We start from the raw sequence: 17,625 nt of genomic DNA on the forward strand, positions 1-17,625 counted from the left end.
TATTGCGCCGTGCCTCTTTGCGGCGCCTTCGGCGCCGCGAATCACTCCGTCTGGGGTGTTCCGCCCGCCACGCACTTCAGGTTTAGTTCGGGGCGGTAGACGGTGGTCTGCTTGACGCGTTTGATCTCTTCGCCGTCTTGTTTGAAGATCCGCCAGACGTCGATCGTGAAGCCCTGCTGGCCTTCCATGGGGATGCAGCCCGGGCCGCTCTCGGTCACGCTCTTGAACGGCGTGAGATTGTAACGTTCCGAGGAGATCGACTCGATGTCGTAGCGCTTGGTGCTCCAGAAGGCGACCGTGACACCGCTCGCGGTGTAGGAGGTCTTCACCAGCACGCCGTACTTGGAGTCGTTCCGCCAGCGGAAGTCGGGCTCCGGCCAGGAGACCGTGGACTCACGGCCCGCCGGGTAGCGCGAGATGTAGAACTCGTGTGGCACGTGCTGGACGTCTTCGAGGCCGCCGAAGAACACCGCGTTGTACATGGTCGTGACGAACTGGGAGATGCCCCCGCCGACCGAGTCGATCAGCCTGCCCCCCTGGATCATCGGCGCCGGGACGAACCCCCGGGCCGTGTCGCGTTCGCCGATGACGCCGTTGAGGGAGAAGGTCTCGCCGGGTTTGACGATGTAGCCGTCCATGATCTTGGCCAGGGTCCTGATGTTGGTCACCCTGGGCGGACAGCAGACGTACGGGGTGGTGAACTCGCTGATCTTCTCCTTGATGCCGAGGGCACGCGCCTGAGCCTCGGAGAGTCTCGGTTCGACGGTCGTGAGCGTGACCTGGACGCTCCGTTCGCCGCCCTTGGCGAGCATGGCGGCCATGTCGTCGGCGAGCTTTCCGGTGTCGACACCCTGCCCCTTGTGCCCGGGGACCAGCTTCGGCTTGTCGCCGACGATCTCGAAGGTGGGCTCCCTGGGGGCCAGTCCGGGGTCGACGAGACCGTTCTCCAGGTCGGCGACGGCGCCCTTGGCGTCGAAGACGGGACGCATCTCACCTTCCGGGCCGGGCTCGTAGGACAGGTGGGCGGCGAGGGTCTCGACCGTCATTCGCACCTGTTTGTCCCCGCGGACCAGGGTCACCGGGCCGGAGAGCGCCTTGGTCGCCGCGGTCTTGGCCTGTTCGACCGCCTCGGGGGTGGCCTTCGGCTTGATCACCGAGACGGGCAGGTCGACGGCTCCGGGCGAGCCGAGGAAGGCCTTCGCGATGGCGTCCGCCGCCGCCTCCTGTTCCAGCTTGCGGCCGTCCCTGGGGGCCACGGCCACGGGCCGGGTGCCCTTGAAGGTGACCTCGCCGTCCCTGACCTTGAGGTCGATCCTTCTCGCCAGTCCCTTGACGGCGTTCTTCATGAGTTCGGGGTCGACGGAGATCTTGGGGTTCAGGTCGTTGGTCCCGGTGAGGGCCCGCCAGACCTCTCCCGGCGAGGGGAAGTCGCTCGGCGCCTGGTCGATCGTCGCGACGACGTCGAACTCCAGCCCGGCCTCCTCGGGGTCGAGGGTGTACTCCTTGCCCGCGGCCCGCAGGGTCATCGCGCTGGTGGCGGGGGCGGCGAGTTTGTCCCTGAGCCGTTCGGCGGCCTCGGTGGCGGTCAGCCCGCCGATGTCGACGCCCCTGACGTTGGTGCCGGGCAGCATCTTGCCCGCCATGACGATCGCGGGGATGCCGTAGGCGAGGCAGCCGAGCACCAGCAGGAGCAGCAGGGTCAGCAGCAGCCCGCGTCCGCCACGGCGTGCGGGTGTCCCCTCGGTGCGGGGTGACCCTCCCCGGGGAGGTCCCGCGTCACCGGGTGCGGACTCCTGACGCGACGGGGCGGCCTTGTCCTGGGGGGTCGCCATCCGCCAGGGCTCCGGTTTGGGGGCGGGCGGTGGCAGGCCGGGCGAACCGGGGGATCCCGGTGCGCCGGGGTTCATGGGGCCCTGCTGTCCGCCGGCGCCGCGCGGGCCGGGAGAACCGGTAGGACCGAGCAGACCGGGCGAACCGGTGGGGCCGAAGATGTCGGGGGAGACGCCGGGGGGCAGCTTCGAACGCCCCTTGGGCCTGTTTCCCGGCGGCTGGGCGGGGTCACGGGCGCCCGGGGGAACGGGATGCGAGGGCAGGGGCACCGCCGCGAACGGGTCGGTCGGCGGATCTGTCGACGCTCCGTTCCGCACTTCCTCAGGCTCCTCCTGCTTCGTGACCTCTGCTTCCGGCAACCCTAAACCACAACCGTCCGCGGGCACCCTTGGTGAGCGGTAACAAATCACCTCGGCATGGCGGGTTTGCGGCATGGTTCGTGCTTCGCAAGGGCCCTTTCCCGCCTTTTCCGGCACCGTCGGAGTGGTTTTCCGCACCCCGAGCCGCGCCCGCCGTACGGGGCCTGGAGATGAGTCCGTACGGCGGGCCCGGCCCCTGTCAGGCGCCGAGCGCGTCGACGGCCGTCTGCGAGAAACGCACTCCGTCCTCGGTGGCGAAGTATGAGCAGGAGGCCCATCCGACGGTTCCCGCGGGTAGTCCCGAGGCCGACCTTCCGCCGAGTCTGAACTGGCACCAGGTGCCCGAACTGACGCTGAGGATCTGTCCGTAATCCCCGTAGTAGAGGTAGCCGACCACCCAGCTTCCGCCGGGGGTCGATCTCAGCCGGACGCCGTTGGCGATCACCATGGCGTCGATCGCCCGGGCGCTCGTGACGGCGGAAACGGCGGCCTGCGCCGGGGTGACGACGGCCGACGTCCCGCAGACGGCGGCCGAGAGCACGGCGAGGAGCGCCAGTTGTCTCTTCATGGAATTCTCCGATCTCGGGCTGTGCGGCACCAGAGAGAAGGGGGAGATTAATGTGATTACTGTGCAAGAAGTTAACAACCCCAGTCAATGCACATTTAGTGGGAGAAAGTGATTTCCAGATAACAAAAAGGCCCCACCAAATCGGTGGGGCCTTTCGTCGGCCGAAGCCGGCCGAAACCTGACTGCCTCCGGCAGGGACTACTCGGAGACGCCGAGCTTCTCCAGCAGGAGTTCACGGGCGCGGGCCGCGTCCGCCTTGCCCCTGCTGGCCTTCATGACGCCGCCGACCAGGGCGCCGACCGCGGCGATCTTGCCGGAGCGGACCTTCTCCGCGGCGGCGGCGTTGTCCGCCAGCACCTGGTCGATGATCGCCGAAAGCTCACCCTCGTCGTTGACGATCTGCAGGCCGCGCGCGGCGACCACCTCGTCGGGGGAACCCTCGCCGTTCAGCACGCCTTCGAGCACCTGGCGGGCCAGCTTGTCGTTCAGCGCTCCCCCGGCGACCATCGCGCACACCCTGGCGATCTGGTCGGGGGTGATCGCCAGCTCACCGAGCGGGACGCCCGCCTCGTTGGCCCTGCGGGCCAGCTCGCCCATCCACCACTTGCGGGCGTCGGCGGGCGGGGCCCCGGCGGCGACGGTCGCCTCGACCAGGTCGATGGCGTCGATGTTGTGCATGGACTCCATGTCCAGGTCGGACACGCCCCACTCCCGCTGGAGCCGCAGGCGCCGTACGCGCGGCAGCTCGGGCAGCGCGGCCTTCAGCTCGGCGACCCACGCGGGGTCCGGCGCGATCGGCACCAGGTCGGGCTCGGGGAAGTAGCGGTAGTCCTGCGCCTCCTCCTTCGAACGCCCCGAGGTGGTGGTGCCGGTGTCCTCGTGGAAGTGCCGGGTCTCCTGGATGATCACGCCGCCGTCGGCCAGGATCGCGGCCTGACGGGAGATCTCACCGCGGACCGAACGCTCGACGCTGCGCAGCGAGTTGACGTTCTTGGTCTCGGTACGGGTGCCCCACTCGGTCGCGCCACGCGGCATGAGGGAGACGTTCACGTCGCACCGCATGGAGCCCTCCTCCATGCGCACGTCGGAGACGCCGAGCGCGCGCATGACCTCGCGCAGTTCGGTGGCGTAGGCGCGGGCGACCTCGGGGGCGAGCCGGTCGGTGCCCGGGATCGGCTTGGTGACGATCTCGACCAGCGGGATGCCCGCGCGGTTGTAGTCGACGATCGAGTAGTCGGCGCCGTGGATGCGCCCGGTGGCGCCGCCCACGTGGGTGGACTTGCCGGTGTCCTCCTCCAGGTGGACCCGCTCGATCTCGATCCGCACGGTCTTGCCGTCCACCTCGACGTCGAGGTAGCCGTCGAAGCAGAGCGGCTCGTCGTACTGGCTGATCTGGTAGTTCTTCGGCATGTCCGGATAGAAGTAGTTCTTCCGGGCGAAGCGGCACCACTCGGCGATGGAGCAGTTGAGCGCAAGGCCGATGCGGATCGTCGACTCGATCGCGGCGGCGTTGGCCGTCGGCAGCGCCCCGGGCAGCGCCAGGCAGACCGGGCACACCTGGGTGTTGGGCGGGGCGCCGAACGTGGTCGGGCAACCGCAGAACATCTTCGAGGCCGTGCCCAGCTCGACGTGCGTCTCCAGGCCCAGCACCGGTTCGAAGCGCTCAAGCGCCTCGTCGTACGGCATCAGCGTTTCCGTGCTCATCGGTTGTTCACCAATCCTCGTTGACTGGGCGGGAGACTCGCACCTCGCGCGCCGCTCCGCCCGCTGCGTCGGGCTCTCGCGCGCTCATCGGTCGATCACCCTCCTCGTTCACTCCGCGGAGCGCCCGCGTCCTGCGCGCCGCTCCGCCCGCTGTGCCGGGACTCCTCCCGCTCACAGGTAACCAAGTCCTTTCAGTGCGTTCCTCGTCTCGGCGACCCAGTCGGCGTATCCGGGGACCTGGGCCAGCACGGCGAGGTCCATGTTGCGCCCCGCGTACTGGAGGTAGTCGCCGATCGGCTTGCCCCGCTGAGGAACGGTCGCGGCCAGCACGGCCTCCGGGTCGGTGATCCTGTCCGCGTCACGGGGACGGGCGGGGAGCAGGCCGAGGTCGCTGCCCTCAAGCCGGGCCCACATCGCCCGGTCGGCCAGCAGCCACCGCTCCGTCTCCCCCAGGCCGATGACGGGCACCAGGTAGTGCGAGTGGTAGCGGACGCCGTCGCCCTTGCCGCGCTCACGCTCACTCTCGTGGGTGAACAGCAGGTGGCAGTCGGCGGCGAGCTCCTCAAGCGCCGTGACCACGCCCTCCCTGCCGGAGGAGACGACCTCCGTGGCCCCGACGTCCACCGTGTGCGGGGACATCCAGGTCAGCTCGCGCAGCTGGCGGGAGATCACGATGCCGAGGAAGCCCTCCTCGACCTCTCCCCTGGCGATCAGGCCGGGTACCAGCGGACGGCTCATGCCGCCGTCCCGAGGTATTTGCCGACCTGCCGTGGCGAGACGAACGTGCCCGGCTCGCCGTCCGGCTGGACGGACTTGGCCACGGTCACCCGGGAGACCCGGTCCCTGTCGGGATCGACGCGGACCGCGGTGTCCAGGAAGGTCAGCGCGTCCGGGTCGGCCCGGTAGGTCTCGGCGACCACCACCGGCGATTGGGTGGTGAGGATCACCTGCCGGTGCGGCTCCACGCCCCCCGGCCGGGTGATCCGCTGCCTGACCCGCCGCAGCAGCTCGCCGAGCCGCGTCGGGTGCACGCCGTTCTCGATCTCCTCGACCAGCAGGGTGCCCGGGTGGTCGGGGTCGTGCAGGGCGGCCAGCAGGCCCAGGACGCGCAGGGTCCCGTCGGACAGCAGGGGCGTCGGGACGCTTCCCTGGCCGTCGACGACCAGTTCGAAGGAGCACTCCTCCCGCTCGGTCCTGGGCACCAGCGCGACCACGTCGGGCACGATTCCCGCGAGGTCGGCCGTCAGGTCGGCGAGCGCCGCCGTACCGGCCATCCGCCCGAGCACCGCCGCGAGGTTGCGGCCGTCCGCGGCCAGCGGCCCGCGGTCCTCGGCGGACCAGCGCCCGCGCATGACCCGCGGTTCCGGCACGTAACGCCGCCATGCGGTGACCGTACGGCGGGGCGTCTCCTCGGGCTCGGGGTCCTCGACCATGAGCTCCAGGAGTTCCTCCGGCAGGTCGCTGGCCACGTGGCTGACGACGACCCCGCTCGACCTCGGGATCTTCAGGACCATCTCCGCGCCCGCGTCGAACCTGACCGGCAGCAGGGCTCCTGGCTCGGGGGTGACCAGGGTCTCGACGGAGACGACGAACCCCGGCACGGGCGTCCCCCGCGCGACCCGGTGGAACTGCTCGGCGGGCAGGCCCCTGGAGGCGCCCAGCAGACCGCCCTGGCCGGTGACCTCGGCGGCCACGAAGTCCAGGGCGTCGAACAGGTTCGACTTGCCACTGGAGTTCGGGCCGACCAGCACCAGGAAGGGCGGCACGTCGAGGACGAAGTTCAAGAATGACTTGAACCCGTCTATCTCGATCCGAGTGATCATGCCGCCTTTCCCCCTGTTTTCCTTTCTCGCCTTACCCGTGCCCTAGAGCACCGGGGCCTTGGACAGCAGGCTGCCGCCCCAACGGCCCTCCAGCGCCCTCTCCACCGCGGCGCCGACCCGGTAGCAGCGGTCGTCGCCGAGCACCGGGGCCATGATCTGCAGGCCGACGGGCAGCCCGTCCTCGTCCGCCAGGCCGCACGGCACCGAGATGGCCGCGTTGCCCGCCAGGTTGGTCGGGATGGTGCACAGGTCGGCGAGGTACATCGCCATGGGGTCGTCCGCGCGCTCGCCGATCGGGAACGCCGTGGTCGGCGTGGTCGGTGAGACCAGCACGTCCACCTGGTTGAAGGCCGCCTCGAAGTCGCGGGCGATCAGCGTGCGGACCTTCTGCGCCTGGCCGTAGTAGGCGTCGTAGTAGCCGCTGGACAGGGCGTAGGTGCCCAGGATGATGCGCCGCTTGACCTCGGGACCGAACCCGGCGGCCCTGGTCAGCGCCATGACCTCCTCGGCGCTGCGCGTGCCGTCGTCACCGACGCGCAGGCCGTACCGCATGGCGTCGAAGCGGGCCAGGTTGGAGGAGGCCTCGGACGGCGCGATCAGGTAGTAGGCCGGCAGCGCCGTGGTGAACGACGGGCAGGAGACCTCGACGACCTTGGCGCCGAGTGATTCGAGCAGCTCGACGCTCTCGTGGAAGCGGGCGAGCACCCCGGGCTGGTAGCCGTCGCCGCCGAACTCCCTGACCACGCCGATGCGCAGCCCCGCGACGTCGCCGTTGCGCGCCGCCTCGACGACGGAGGGCACCGGAGCGTCCACGGAGGTGGAGTCCATCGGGTCGTGCCCGGAGAAGGCCTCGTGCAGCAGCGCGGCGTCCAGCACGTTACGGGCGAAGGGGCCGGGAGTGTCCAGGGAGCTGGCGAAGGCGATCAGCCCGTAACGGGACGAGCCACCGTAGGTCGGCTTCATGCCGACGATGCCGGTGACGGCCGCGGGCTGGCGGATCGAGCCACCGGTGTCGGTGCCGGTGGACAGCGGGGCCTCGTAGGCGGCGACCGCGGCCGAGGAACCACCCGAGGAACCACCCGGGATGCGCGACAGGTCCCACGGGTTACGGGTCGGCCCGTAGGCCGAGTTCTCCGTGGAGGAGCCCATCGCGAACTCGTCGAGGTTGGTCTTGCCGAGGATCACCAGGCCCGCCTCACGCAGCCGCCTGGTCACGGTCGCGTCGTACGGCGGGCGGTACCCCTCAAGGATCTTGGAACCGGCCGTGGTCGGCATGTCCGTGGTCGTGAAGACGTCCTTGTGCGCGATCGGCACACCCGCGAGCGGGCCGAGCCGCTCCCCGGCGGCCCGGCGGGTGTCGACGGCGCGGGCCTGCGCGAGCGTCGTCTCCGCGTCGACGTGCAGGAAGGCGTTGACCTTCGGCTCCACCTCGGCGATCCGGTCGAGGTGGGCCTGGGCGACCTCGACGGCCGAGACCTCGCCGCCGGCGACCAGCGCGCCGAGTTCGGCGGCTGAGGTGTGGACGAGGCTCATGCTTCCTCCCCGAGGATGCGCGGAACACGGAAGCGGTCGTCCTCGACGGCCGGGGCGGCGGCCAGCGCCTCCTGCGGCGTCAGGCCGGGCCGTACCTCGTCTGGGCGGTAGACGTTGGTGAGCGGAAGCGCGTGCGAGGACGGCGGGATGTCGTCGGCCGCCACCTCGGCGACGCGGGCGACCGCACCGATGATCACATCGAGCTGCGCGGCGAAGTGGTCGAGTTCCTCGTCGGCCAGCGCCAGCCGGGACAGCCTGGCGAGGTGAGCGACCTCGTCGCGGGTTATGGCGGACATGAGTCGTTGAACCCGTTTCGTGAATGGCAATTGGACACTGTCATCCTAGGGCTCGTGACCTGACGTACCTGACCCAATAACCCGCGCCCTCCCTTCCGGCGTCTTCACGGGCCCCCGCGTCACCGGGCGGCCGTCACCGAACCGCCCGGGAGCGCGCGTGCCGGCCTTCGCCGGGGATCAGGCCGTCTGGGGGTCGAGAACCTCGCTTCCGCGCAGGAATCCGAGGTCGGGCACGGCCCTGTCCCGGTGCTCGCTCAGCCAGACGGTCGCGTCGGCGGCGGACATGGGCTCGGTGAAGAGCCGTCCCTGGGCCAGTTCGCAGCCCATTTCGGCCAGGCGGGCGGCCACCTCGTCCGACTCGACGCCCTCGGCGACCGAGCGCAGCCCCAGCGAGCGGACCAGGTCGATGATGGAGCGGACGATCCGCTCGTCGTCCACGGACTCGCCGAGCCTCCTGACGAACGAGGCGTCGATCTTGACCTCGGAGACCGGCAGGCGCTGCAGGCGCACCAGTGAGGAGTAGCCGGTGCCGAAGTCGTCCAGCGCGAGCTGCACCCCGAGCGCGTTCAGGGCGCGGACGGCGTCGGCGGTGTAGGCCTGGTCGGTCATCAGGACGCGCTCGGTCACCTCCAGCTGGATCGCCTCCGGCGGCAGGTGGTACTGCGCGAGCCCGGCCCCCAGCAGGTCGGGAAGGGTCGAGTCGAGCAGGTCACGGGCGGAGACGTTGACGGAGATCTGCTCGTTGAGCCCGATCCGCCACCAGTGCGCGGCCTGTTCGAGCGCCTCGTCGATGACGTACTGGGTAAGGTGCCGGATGAGGTAGGACTGCTCCGCCATCGGCACGAACTCCCCCGGCGAGATCATCCCGCGCTCGGGGTGGCGCCACCGCAGCAGCGCCTCGACCCCGCGCACCTGGCCGCTGGCCAGCTCCAGCTTGGGCTGGTAGTGAAGACGCAGTTCACGGCGGTCGATGGCCCTGCGCAGGTCGCCCATGAGGTTGAGCCGCTCGGGGCTGTTGCGGTCCTTCTCCGCGACGTAGACCTCGACGCCGGTGCGCGCCTCCTTCGCGAGGTACATCGCCACGTCGGAACGCTGCATCAGCATCTCGAAGTCGGGGGCGTGGTCGGGGTAGAGGGCGATGCCGACCGAGGCGTCCAGGTCGAAGGTCATGCCCTCCAGCCTGACCGGTTCGGTGAGGGCGACCCGCAGCCGCGCGGCCACCTCCCTGGCCGCCGCCGCGTCCCTGATCGAGGGCAGCAGCACCGCGAACTCGTCGCCGCCGAGCCTGGTCACCACGTCGCCCGGCCGTACGCTGTGGGTGAGCCGGTGCGCCACGATCTGCAGCAGCCGGTCGCCGACGGGGTGGCCGAGGGTGTCGTTGACCTCCTTGAACCGGTCGAGGTCCAGCAGGAAGAGCCCGACCTTCTCCCCGGCCCTCGCCTCGGCGATGGCCTCCTCGCTGCGGCCGACGAGCATCTTGCGGTTGGGCAGGCCGGTCAGCCCGTCGTGGGTGGCCTGGTGGTCGCGCCGTACGGAAAGGGTCGCGGTGAAGTAGACGGCGGCCATCGGCGCGAGGAAGAGCGGCACCAGCGCCGGGGAGTCGTTCATCACGACCACGACCAGCGGGGACAGGCCGAGCAGGCCCGCGTAGACCAGGCTCTGGTGGCCGATCGTTGTCTTGATCACCCGGTGCAGGGAGCGCCGTTCGTGCAGCGCGACCGCGCCGGAGACCAGCAGCGCCCTGACCGAGAAGTAGGCGAGCCCGGCCAGGGCGATCGCGAGCAGGTCACGCCCGTCGGGCACCCAGGAGATCGCCGGGGCCGCGTGGCGGCAGAGCACGGCGAGCACGGCCCCCGCGGCCGTGAGGGCCAGTGTCGTCTGGGCGATGTTGAACATGACCCGGTGCCACGCCTTACGGGTGACGGCGCTGTTGACGACGATGGCGACCGCCTGCGTCAGCACCGCCACCGGCAGCCCGTAGTGGAGCAGGGCCGCGAAGGTGAACATCGTCGACGGGTAGGTGCCCCCGACCGTCATCGACGACGACAGCATCACCGGCCGCAGCTCGCCCAGGACGACCAGGACGGCCAGCATCCAGAACATCGGGCTGCGCGCGAGCCCCGCCAGGTGCGCGGGGCCGGTCAGCCACTGGGCCAGCAGGAGAGCCGTGAACCCGAGCGTGATGACGGTGGTGAGATAGGCCCACAGCGGTGAGCCCGCACGCGGACCTGTGTCGCGTGTGTCATTTGGGTCGGCCATGAGTAACAAAACCCCCATTAGTTCACTATGGGAGAGTACGGCCTCTGGGCCACTTCGCGGAACCAATTGCGCACGTTCCGTCACCGGCCATTCGAAGCACCTGTCACGGAACGGCCCCCCGCTCGTCGTTTCCCCTGGTCGGCCTCTCGCCCCCGTGGTCACTCCTCCGGCGTCACCGCCACCGCGGCAGCCGCCTCCGGCCCCTCCTCCAGCAGGACCCGCAAGCCATCCTCGTCGAGAATCGGCACTTTGAGCTTGACGGCCTTGTCATATTTGGAGCCTGCGTTCTCCCCAACGACCACGAAAGAGGTCTTTTTAGACACCGAACCGGACACCTTTCCGCCCCTGGCTGAAAGGGCCGCGCCCGCCTCGTCACGGGTGAAGGTCGCCAGCGTCCCGGTCACCACGAACGTCAGGCCTTCGAGCGTCCGCGGAAGCAGGTCGGCGGGAGGCTCGTCCTCCATGCGGACCCCGGCCTGCCTCCAGCGGGTCACGATCTCCTTGTGCCAGTCGACCTGGAACCAGTCGTGGATCGCCGCCGCCACCCGGGGGCCGACCCCCTCGACGGCGGCCAGCTCCTCCTCGGTCGCCCGCTCGATCGCGTCGATCGAACGGAACTCGGCGGCGACGGCCTGCGCGGTGGGCGGGCCGACGTGCCGGATCGAGAGCGCGACCAGCACCCGCCAGACGGGCTGGTCCTTCGCCCGCTCCAGCTCCTCCAGCATCTTCTCGGCGTTCTTGCTCGGCTCGCCGCTCTGGTTGGCGAAGAAGGTGACGACCCTGGGCTCACCGGTCTCCGGGTCGGTCTTGGGAAGGCCGGTGTCGGGATCACGGACGACGGACCTGATCGGCAGCAGCCGCTCGACGGTCAGGTCGAACAGGTCGGCCTCGGTGCGCACCGGCGGCTCCTGGGGCGGCAGCGGCTGGGTCAGCGCGGTCGCCGCGACGTAGCCGAGCCCCTCGATGTCGAAGGCCCTGCGCCCGGCGGCGAAGAAGATGCGCTCACGCAGCTGGGCCGGGCACGCCCTGGTGTTGGGGCAGCGCAGGTCGGCGTCGCCCTCCTTCTCGTAGGCCAGCTCCGTGCCGCACTCCGGGCAGTGCGTCGGCATCGTGAACTCGCGTTCGGTGCCGTCGCGCAGGTCGGCGACGGGGCCGACGATCTCCGGGATGACGTCGCCCGCCTTGCGCAGCACCACGGTGTCGCCGACGCGCACGCCCTTGCGCGCGACCTCGGAGCCGTTGTGCAGGGTCGCCCGCTCGACCGTCGAGCCCGCGACCACGATCGGCTCCATGACGCCGTACGGCGTGACCCGGCCCGTGCGGCCGACCCCGACCTGGATGTCCAGGAGCTTGGTGTTGACCTCCTCCGGGGGGTATTTGTAGGCGATGGCCCAGCGGGGCGCCCTGCTGGTCGAGCCCAGGTTGCGCTGGATCTCGATGCGGTCGATCTTCACCACGACGCCGTCGATCTCGTAGACCGGGTCGTGGCGGTGCTCGCGGTAGAACTCGATGAAGGCGTTGATGCCGTCGAGGTCGTCCACGACCTTGTAGAGGTCGCTGACCGGCAGGCCCAGCGCCCTGAGCCGCTCGTAGACCGCCGACTGGGTCGGGGGCAGGGGCTCGCCCTCCCATTTGCCGACACCGTGGACGATCATGTGCAGTGGTCGCTGCGCGGTGATCCTGGGGTCCTTCTGCCGCAGCGAGCCCGCCGCGGAGTTGCGGGGGTTGGCGAAGGGGGGCTTGCCCGCCTCGACCAGCTGCTCGTTGAGCTTCCTGAAGCCCTCGACGGGCATGTAGACCTCGCCCCTGACCTCGACGAGGTCGGGCACGTCCGGGCCGGTGAGCCGCTGGGGGACGTCGGCGATCGTGCGCACGTTCGCCGTGACGTCGTCGCCGACGCGGCCGTCGCCCCTGGTCGCGGCCCGCACCAGGCGGCCCTTCTCGTAGACCAGCGCGATGGCCAGGCCGTCGATCTTCAGCTCGCACAGGTAGGGCGCGGTCTCGCGCTCGGCGAGCCGTTCCGCCCTGACCTGCCAGGAGAGCAGGTCGTCGGCGTTGAAGGCGTTGTCCAGGCTCTCCATCCGCTGCAGGTGGGCGACCGCCGTGAAGTCGCTGGAGATCGGCGCGCCGACCTTCTGCGTCGGGGAGTCCGGCGTGCGCAGGGCCGGATGCTCCTCCTCAAGGGCGCGCAGCTCGCGCATCCACGCGTCGTACTGGGCGTCGCTCGCGGTCGGTGAGTCGAGCACGTAGTAACGCCAGTTGGCCTCGTCGGCCAGCTCAGCCAGCTCCGCGTGCCGTTCAAGCGCCGCAACCGGCACACCCTCGACCTCAGCGCCCATCGCAGGCTCTCCCCTCGTCAACCGGAAACGAGGAGAACGCTATCGCCGACCACCGACAGTGCGCGGCGCCGTTACCCGCCCATGGACAAGCTCCGCGGACGAGCCCGCCCTGGTCACGCGACCGCCGTACGGCCCCGCGGCCGGGGAGGTCACTCGCCCGGGTCCTCCCGCAGCACGCGGGCCGCCCGCGCGCAGGTGGCCAGGGCGGTCCTGGCGTAGGCGGGTGAGGCCCCGGCCAGCCCGCACGCGGGGGTGAGCACGACCTGCGAGGCCAGCGTCGAGGCGGGGAAGCCGAGCCTGCTCCACAGCTCCGCGGCGGGCCTGGCGATCACCCCGATGTCGGGCAGCGGCGCGTCCGTGCCGGGCACGACGCCGAGGAAGAGCGCGATCCCCGCCTCGATCGTCTCGCCGATCGCGTCCTCGTCGCGTCGCCTGAGCAGGGAGGCGTCCAGCGAGAGGCCGCGAAGGCCCGCCTCACGCAGGACGCCGAAGGGCACCCTGGGCGCGCAGCAGTGGGCGATCGGGAAGACTCCCCCGGGCAGCACGGAGCCGAGCAGCTCGGTGGCGTCGTGGGCCTCGACGGCGGGCAGCCGCCCGAAGCCGGACGCGGTCGGGACCGTACCCGCCAGCACTCCCGGCAGGCCGGGCTCGTCGAGCTGCAGCACGATCTCCGTGGCGCCCGGCACCCTCTTGCGCACGTCGGCGACGTGCGCGGCGAGCCCCTCGGCGAAGGAGGCGGCCAGGTCGCGCACCGCCCCCGGGTCGGCGAGCGTCCTGTCGCCGTGGCGCAGCTCGACGGTCGCCGCCAGCGTCCACGGCCCGGCCACCTGGATCTTGAACGGCCCCCGGTACCCCTGGGCCGCCTCCTCAAGGGCGTCGAGGTCGCGCAGCAGGTGGTCACGGGCCCGCCTGGCGTCGCGTCCCGGCCGGTCGGCGAAGCGCCATCCCGAGGGCTGGACCTCGACGGCCAGCTCGACCAGCAGCGAGGCGGACCGCCCGATCATGTCGGCGCCGACGCCTCGTCCGGGCAGCTCGGGGAGGTACGGCAGAGCGGAAAGCTCCCCGAAGACGACCCTGATCGCCTCCTCGTGGTCCTGCCCCGGGTGCGACCCGACGCCCGTCGCCGTCGCCTCGCCCCACGCGTATCCGGCCGCGGTCCCGGCCGTGTGTTCTCCCATGTCCGCTCCCCGCCCTCTCACCGAACCCCGGGCACCCGCCCGCCTCGCCCGGTCACGGCAGTCAGCTTAGGACCGCCGGACACCGTGACGGCGCTTGATCGGGTTCAGTAGGGTTCTGCCCGGTATCACCGGTCTTGGGGGACAGAAGGTGAACGGATTCACGCGAAGGCTGACGGCCGCGGCCATCGCGATCGTGACCGCGGGGGCCGTAACCGCCGCTCCCGCCGTGGCCGCGCCCACCAGGTGCGCGCCGAAGCGCGGCACGACGAGCATCGCGGAGCCGTGGGGGCAGCGGCGGCTCAACCTGCCGCAGGCGTGGCGGCTGTCCAGGGGCGCCAAGGTGACCGTGGCGATCGTCGACAGCGGCGTGGACGTCACGCATCCCCAGCTGACCCGGGTGACCGCGTTCGACCTCACAGAGACCGGCAAGGCCGACTGCGTCGGTCACGGCACCGCGGTCGCGGGCATCATCGGCGGGGCCAGGCTCAAGGGGGTGCCCTTCGCGGGGGTCGCGCCCGAGGCCAGGCTGATCTCCATCAAGCAGCCCCTGGGCGACGAGGGCGACCTGGGCAGGCTGGCCCTGGGCATCGTCAAGGCGGCCCAGCTCGGCGCCGACGTGATCAACGTCTCCATCCAGGCGAGCGACCAGCCCGACCTGCGCAACGCGGTCGCGTACGCGCTGGCCAAGGACGCGGTCGTGGTCGCCGCGGCGGGCAACGTGAACAAGGAGGACGGCACTCCGGCCCCCGCCTATCCGGCCGCCTATCCCGGGGTCATCTCGGTCGGCGCGGCCAACTCCGACGGGAGCGTCGCCGACTACTCGAACTCCATGACCCCCGTCACCGTGCTGGCCCCCGGCAGTGACATCACCAGCACCTGGCCGGGGCGCTCCTACGTCGAGAAGGAGAACGGCACCAGTTTCGCGGCGGCCTACGTGTCGGGCGTCGCGGCTCTGGTGCGCTCCCGCTACCCGGAGCTGAACAAGGACCAGGTGCGCTGGCGCATCGCGCGGACCGCCGACGGCGCCTCGGGGACGGGCAGCGGCGCCGGGATGGTCAACCCGCTGCTGGCCGTCTCGACGATCATGGCCTCGGACGAGGTGGCCCTGGCGCCGCAGGAGCCCGCCCCGCTGCCCGCCGACGCGATCCGGCGCACGCCTCCCGAGGACGCCCTGAGCGTCTCGATCACGCTGTGGGTCGCCCTGCTCTGTCTCGCCGGAGTCCTGCTGGCCGTGGTGTTCAGGTTCGCCGTGCCGCGAGGCCGACGCCGGGGATGGCAGCCAGGGCATCCGGGAGAACAGACATGAAAGAGCTGTGAAACATGTGAACTTCACTGATCAGATTTGCTTTGATAGCCCTAGATATACCTATAGCAGCCTTTATCAATAGTTGAGTTGGAAGGATGGCCGATGGGGGATTTCAACCCATTGACACCTGAAGATCCGGAACGGATTGGTGTCTACCTCCTCACCGGACGTCTCGGCGACGCCTCCGGTCAGACCGTCTACCTGGGGCGTCTTCCCGATCAGGAGACCACCCGGGTCATCCGCCTGCTGCCCGCGCTTCCCGGTGCCGACCCCCAGACGCGGGAGCGGATCACCAACCGGCTGCACGCCGCCAAGCGGATCTCCGGCGCGCACACCGCCAAGCTTGTCGAGGTCGGCTGGTTCGACGACTCCCCCTACGTCGTCCACGAGCACGTCGAGGGCCGCTCCCTGCGCGAGACGGTCACCGCGGACGGACCGCTCGACCCCGACGCCCTGGAGCGGCTGGCCTCCGGCACCCTCGCCGCCCTGACCGCCATCCACCTGGCGGGCCTCGCCCACGGCGGGCTGAACCCCGACACCGTGGTGCTGAGCGCGGAGGGTCCGCGGGTGCGCGACACCGCCCTCGGCGTCACCGGGCCCGAGCCCGACTACCACGCCCCCGAGCTGGTCCACGCCAACCTCACCGGCGGTCCGGCACCGGCGCCCGGCAGGCCCGCGGACCTGTTCGCCTGGGCCGCGACCATCGCCTACGCCGCGACCGGCCGCGCCCCCTTCGGCGGGGACCCGCAGGCCGTGCTCAACGGCTCCCCCGACCTCACCGGGCTCGCGCCCGCGCTGACCGCCCTCCTGATCTCCTGCCTCGACAAGCAGCCGCAGCAGCGTCCCGACACCAAGGCCGCCATGCTGCAACTGCTCGGCGACCGGCCCGCCCTCACCGGCACGGCCGTCACGGGGGGCGCCGTCACCGGAGGCGCCGTCACGGGGAGCGCAGTCACCGGGGACGCCGTCGCACCGGCCGTGCCCCAGCAGCAGGACGCCGCCGCCTCGCAGCCTGCGGCGTCCGCGGGATGGAGCGCGCCGCCGCTGCCCAAGGACACCTCGGCCTCGACGCAGCCGCCCATCGTGCTGCAGGTCGCGGCCACGACCACGGGGAGCAAGAAGCCCGGCGGGCTTCTGCTGGCCGCCTGCGTCGGCACGGTCGCCGTACTGGCCGGAGCGGGCATCTGGGCCGCGGGGAACTACACCTCGCTCAACAACGTCGAGCGCGCCTCCGCCGACGGGAAGGTCGCGAACCCCCTCGAACTGGTCGACCAGGGCAAGGGGCGGCAGCCGTACCCGACGAACGGCACGGGGGGTCAGGGACAGCAGGGCACCGACGACCCCTCGGACCGGGTGACCGTGCCGTGGGGCACGACGCCCGACCCGAACGTCCCGGACGTCGCCCCGCTCCAGCTGACCACGGAGGCGCCGACGGGTGAGCCCCCGGTGCCGACGCTGACCTCGTTCACCACCCCGCCGCCCGCCGTACCGACCACGCCCCCGATTCCGCCGACCAACGTCCCCGCGCCCCCGAGCACGGCGCCGACCGCGGAAACCTCGGCGAAGCCGACCGGGAAGCCGACGGGCAAGCCGAGCCAGACGGCCGAGCCGACGCAGGCCCACACGCCGACGCCGACCGTCACCGTGACCGTGACTCCCACCGTCCCGCCCAGCGGGCCCGCGACCGCGTCCCCCAGCGGGTCTCCCACGGCCTCTCCCAGCGGGACCTCCACGGCGTCCCCGTCGCCGAACGGCAGCCCCGAGCCGAGCCAGACGGCCTCCCCCTCACCGGCTCCGACGGCCACCCCGACGCCCGCGGCGAGCGCGAGCGCACAGCCGACCCACGCCGCGAGGCCGACGCCGTCGCCGACGCCGACCCGGACGGCGCGCACCCCCGAGGAGACCAAGACCGTACGGTCGACTCCGACCAGGACCGCGAAGCCCGAGACGAAGCCCGAGACGGAGCGTCCTTCGGAGAAGCCCATCGAGCCCGGCAACGTCAGGCCGCCGCTCCAGCCGACCGCCGAGCCCTCGACGGCCAAGCCCCCGGCCGAGGAGTCCCGGCCGCAGACCAACCCCTACACGCCGCAGCAGGCCTGCGGGGCGGGCTACTACGTGCAGCGGTCCGTGCCCTTCACCGGCGGAGCCGTCTACCAGCTCTACAACTCCTCGACCGGCTCGAACTGCGTGGTCACCATGAAGACCACCGACATCGGGAAGGCGACCTCCGTCTGGGCCACCCTTCAGGTGAAGGACGGCGGGAGCAAGACCGAGCGCGGGGAGTTCAAGTACTACGCGGGCCCGGTGATCCTGCCCGCGAAGGGCAAGTGCGTGAGCATCAGCGGTGGCAACTCGGCGGACAGCGCCAGCGCCCCGCCGGCCAACTGCGGATGACGCGCCTCTGAGTGCCTCGCAACGACGACGTCGGGG

The 17,625-nt window shown here is 71.1% G+C and carries 12 protein-coding genes; 2 read left to right on the top strand and 10 right to left on the bottom strand.

Going from position 1 to position 17,625, the window contains the following annotated elements; all coding sequences use genetic code 11:
• Positions 1–41: 41 nt before the first annotated feature.
• The 10 genes from ACFOYY_RS02520 to ACFOYY_RS02565 form a co-directional block, all read right to left on the bottom strand.
• Positions 42–2,147 (bottom strand): VanW family protein, encoded by a 2,106-nt coding sequence (locus tag ACFOYY_RS02520; RefSeq protein ID WP_362774192.1) that lies wholly within the window; start codon positions 2,145–2,147, stop codon positions 42–44.
• 241 nt (positions 2,148–2,388) lie between these two features.
• The gene (locus ACFOYY_RS02525) at positions 2,389–2,757 is read right to left on the bottom strand and encodes an SH3 domain-containing protein (RefSeq protein ID WP_352010222.1); all 369 of its coding nucleotides are present in this window, start codon (positions 2,755–2,757) and stop codon (positions 2,389–2,391) included.
• Positions 2,758–2,955: 198 nt separating this feature from the next.
• Positions 2,956–4,461 carry an Asp-tRNA(Asn)/Glu-tRNA(Gln) amidotransferase subunit GatB gene (gatB, locus tag ACFOYY_RS02530; RefSeq protein WP_362909453.1) on the bottom strand — a complete coding sequence of 502 codons (1,506 nt, stop codon included), beginning with the start codon at positions 4,459–4,461 and terminating at the stop codon, positions 2,956–2,958.
• 171 nt (positions 4,462–4,632) lie between these two features.
• Entirely contained in the window at positions 4,633–5,199 is a 567-nt protein-coding gene (locus ACFOYY_RS02535; protein WP_352010220.1) for a hypothetical protein, read from the bottom strand.
• Positions 5,196–6,284, bottom strand: a complete 1,089-nt coding sequence (locus ACFOYY_RS02540; protein WP_386187374.1) for an AAA family ATPase — start codon at positions 6,282–6,284, stop codon at positions 5,196–5,198. Before ACFOYY_RS02540 ends, ACFOYY_RS02535 begins: the two co-directional genes overlap by 4 nt.
• A 42-nt stretch (positions 6,285–6,326) precedes the next feature.
• A complete protein-coding gene (gene gatA / locus ACFOYY_RS02545; protein ID WP_386187377.1) occupies positions 6,327–7,817 on the bottom strand; it encodes an Asp-tRNA(Asn)/Glu-tRNA(Gln) amidotransferase subunit GatA in 1,491 nt (496 codons plus the stop codon).
• Entirely contained in the window at positions 7,814–8,113 is a 300-nt protein-coding gene (gatC, locus tag ACFOYY_RS02550) for an Asp-tRNA(Asn)/Glu-tRNA(Gln) amidotransferase subunit GatC (protein WP_352010217.1), read from the bottom strand. The genes gatA and gatC overlap by 4 nt, the downstream gene beginning before the upstream one ends.
• A 177-nt stretch (positions 8,114–8,290) precedes the next feature.
• The gene (locus ACFOYY_RS02555; RefSeq protein WP_386187381.1) at positions 8,291–10,372 is read right to left on the bottom strand and encodes a putative bifunctional diguanylate cyclase/phosphodiesterase; all 2,082 of its coding nucleotides are present in this window, start codon (positions 10,370–10,372) and stop codon (positions 8,291–8,293) included.
• Between the two features lie 158 nt (positions 10,373–10,530).
• Positions 10,531–12,711, bottom strand: a complete 2,181-nt coding sequence (gene ligA / locus ACFOYY_RS02560; RefSeq protein ID WP_352010215.1) for an NAD-dependent DNA ligase LigA — start codon at positions 12,709–12,711, stop codon at positions 10,531–10,533.
• 149 nt (positions 12,712–12,860) lie between these two features.
• Positions 12,861–13,889 (bottom strand): methionine synthase, encoded by a 1,029-nt coding sequence (locus tag ACFOYY_RS02565; protein ID WP_352010214.1) that lies wholly within the window; start codon positions 13,887–13,889, stop codon positions 12,861–12,863.
• Between the two features lie 148 nt (positions 13,890–14,037).
• Here ACFOYY_RS02565 and mycP point away from each other — a divergent pair, with 148 nt between their 5' ends.
• Complete coding sequence (mycP, locus tag ACFOYY_RS02570; protein ID WP_362909463.1) at positions 14,038–15,195, top strand: type VII secretion-associated serine protease mycosin; 1,158 nt, start codon at positions 14,038–14,040, stop codon at positions 15,193–15,195.
• Between the two features lie 102 nt (positions 15,196–15,297).
• Positions 15,298–17,589 carry a serine/threonine protein kinase gene (locus ACFOYY_RS02575; protein WP_386187386.1) on the top strand — a complete coding sequence of 764 codons (2,292 nt, stop codon included), beginning with the start codon at positions 15,298–15,300 and terminating at the stop codon, positions 17,587–17,589.
• Positions 17,590–17,625: the final 36 nt, after the last annotated feature.

Origin of the sequence: Streptosporangium jomthongense (assembly GCF_042650425.1) — a bacterium.
Lineage (GTDB): Bacteria > Actinomycetota > Actinomycetes > Streptosporangiales > Streptosporangiaceae > Streptosporangium.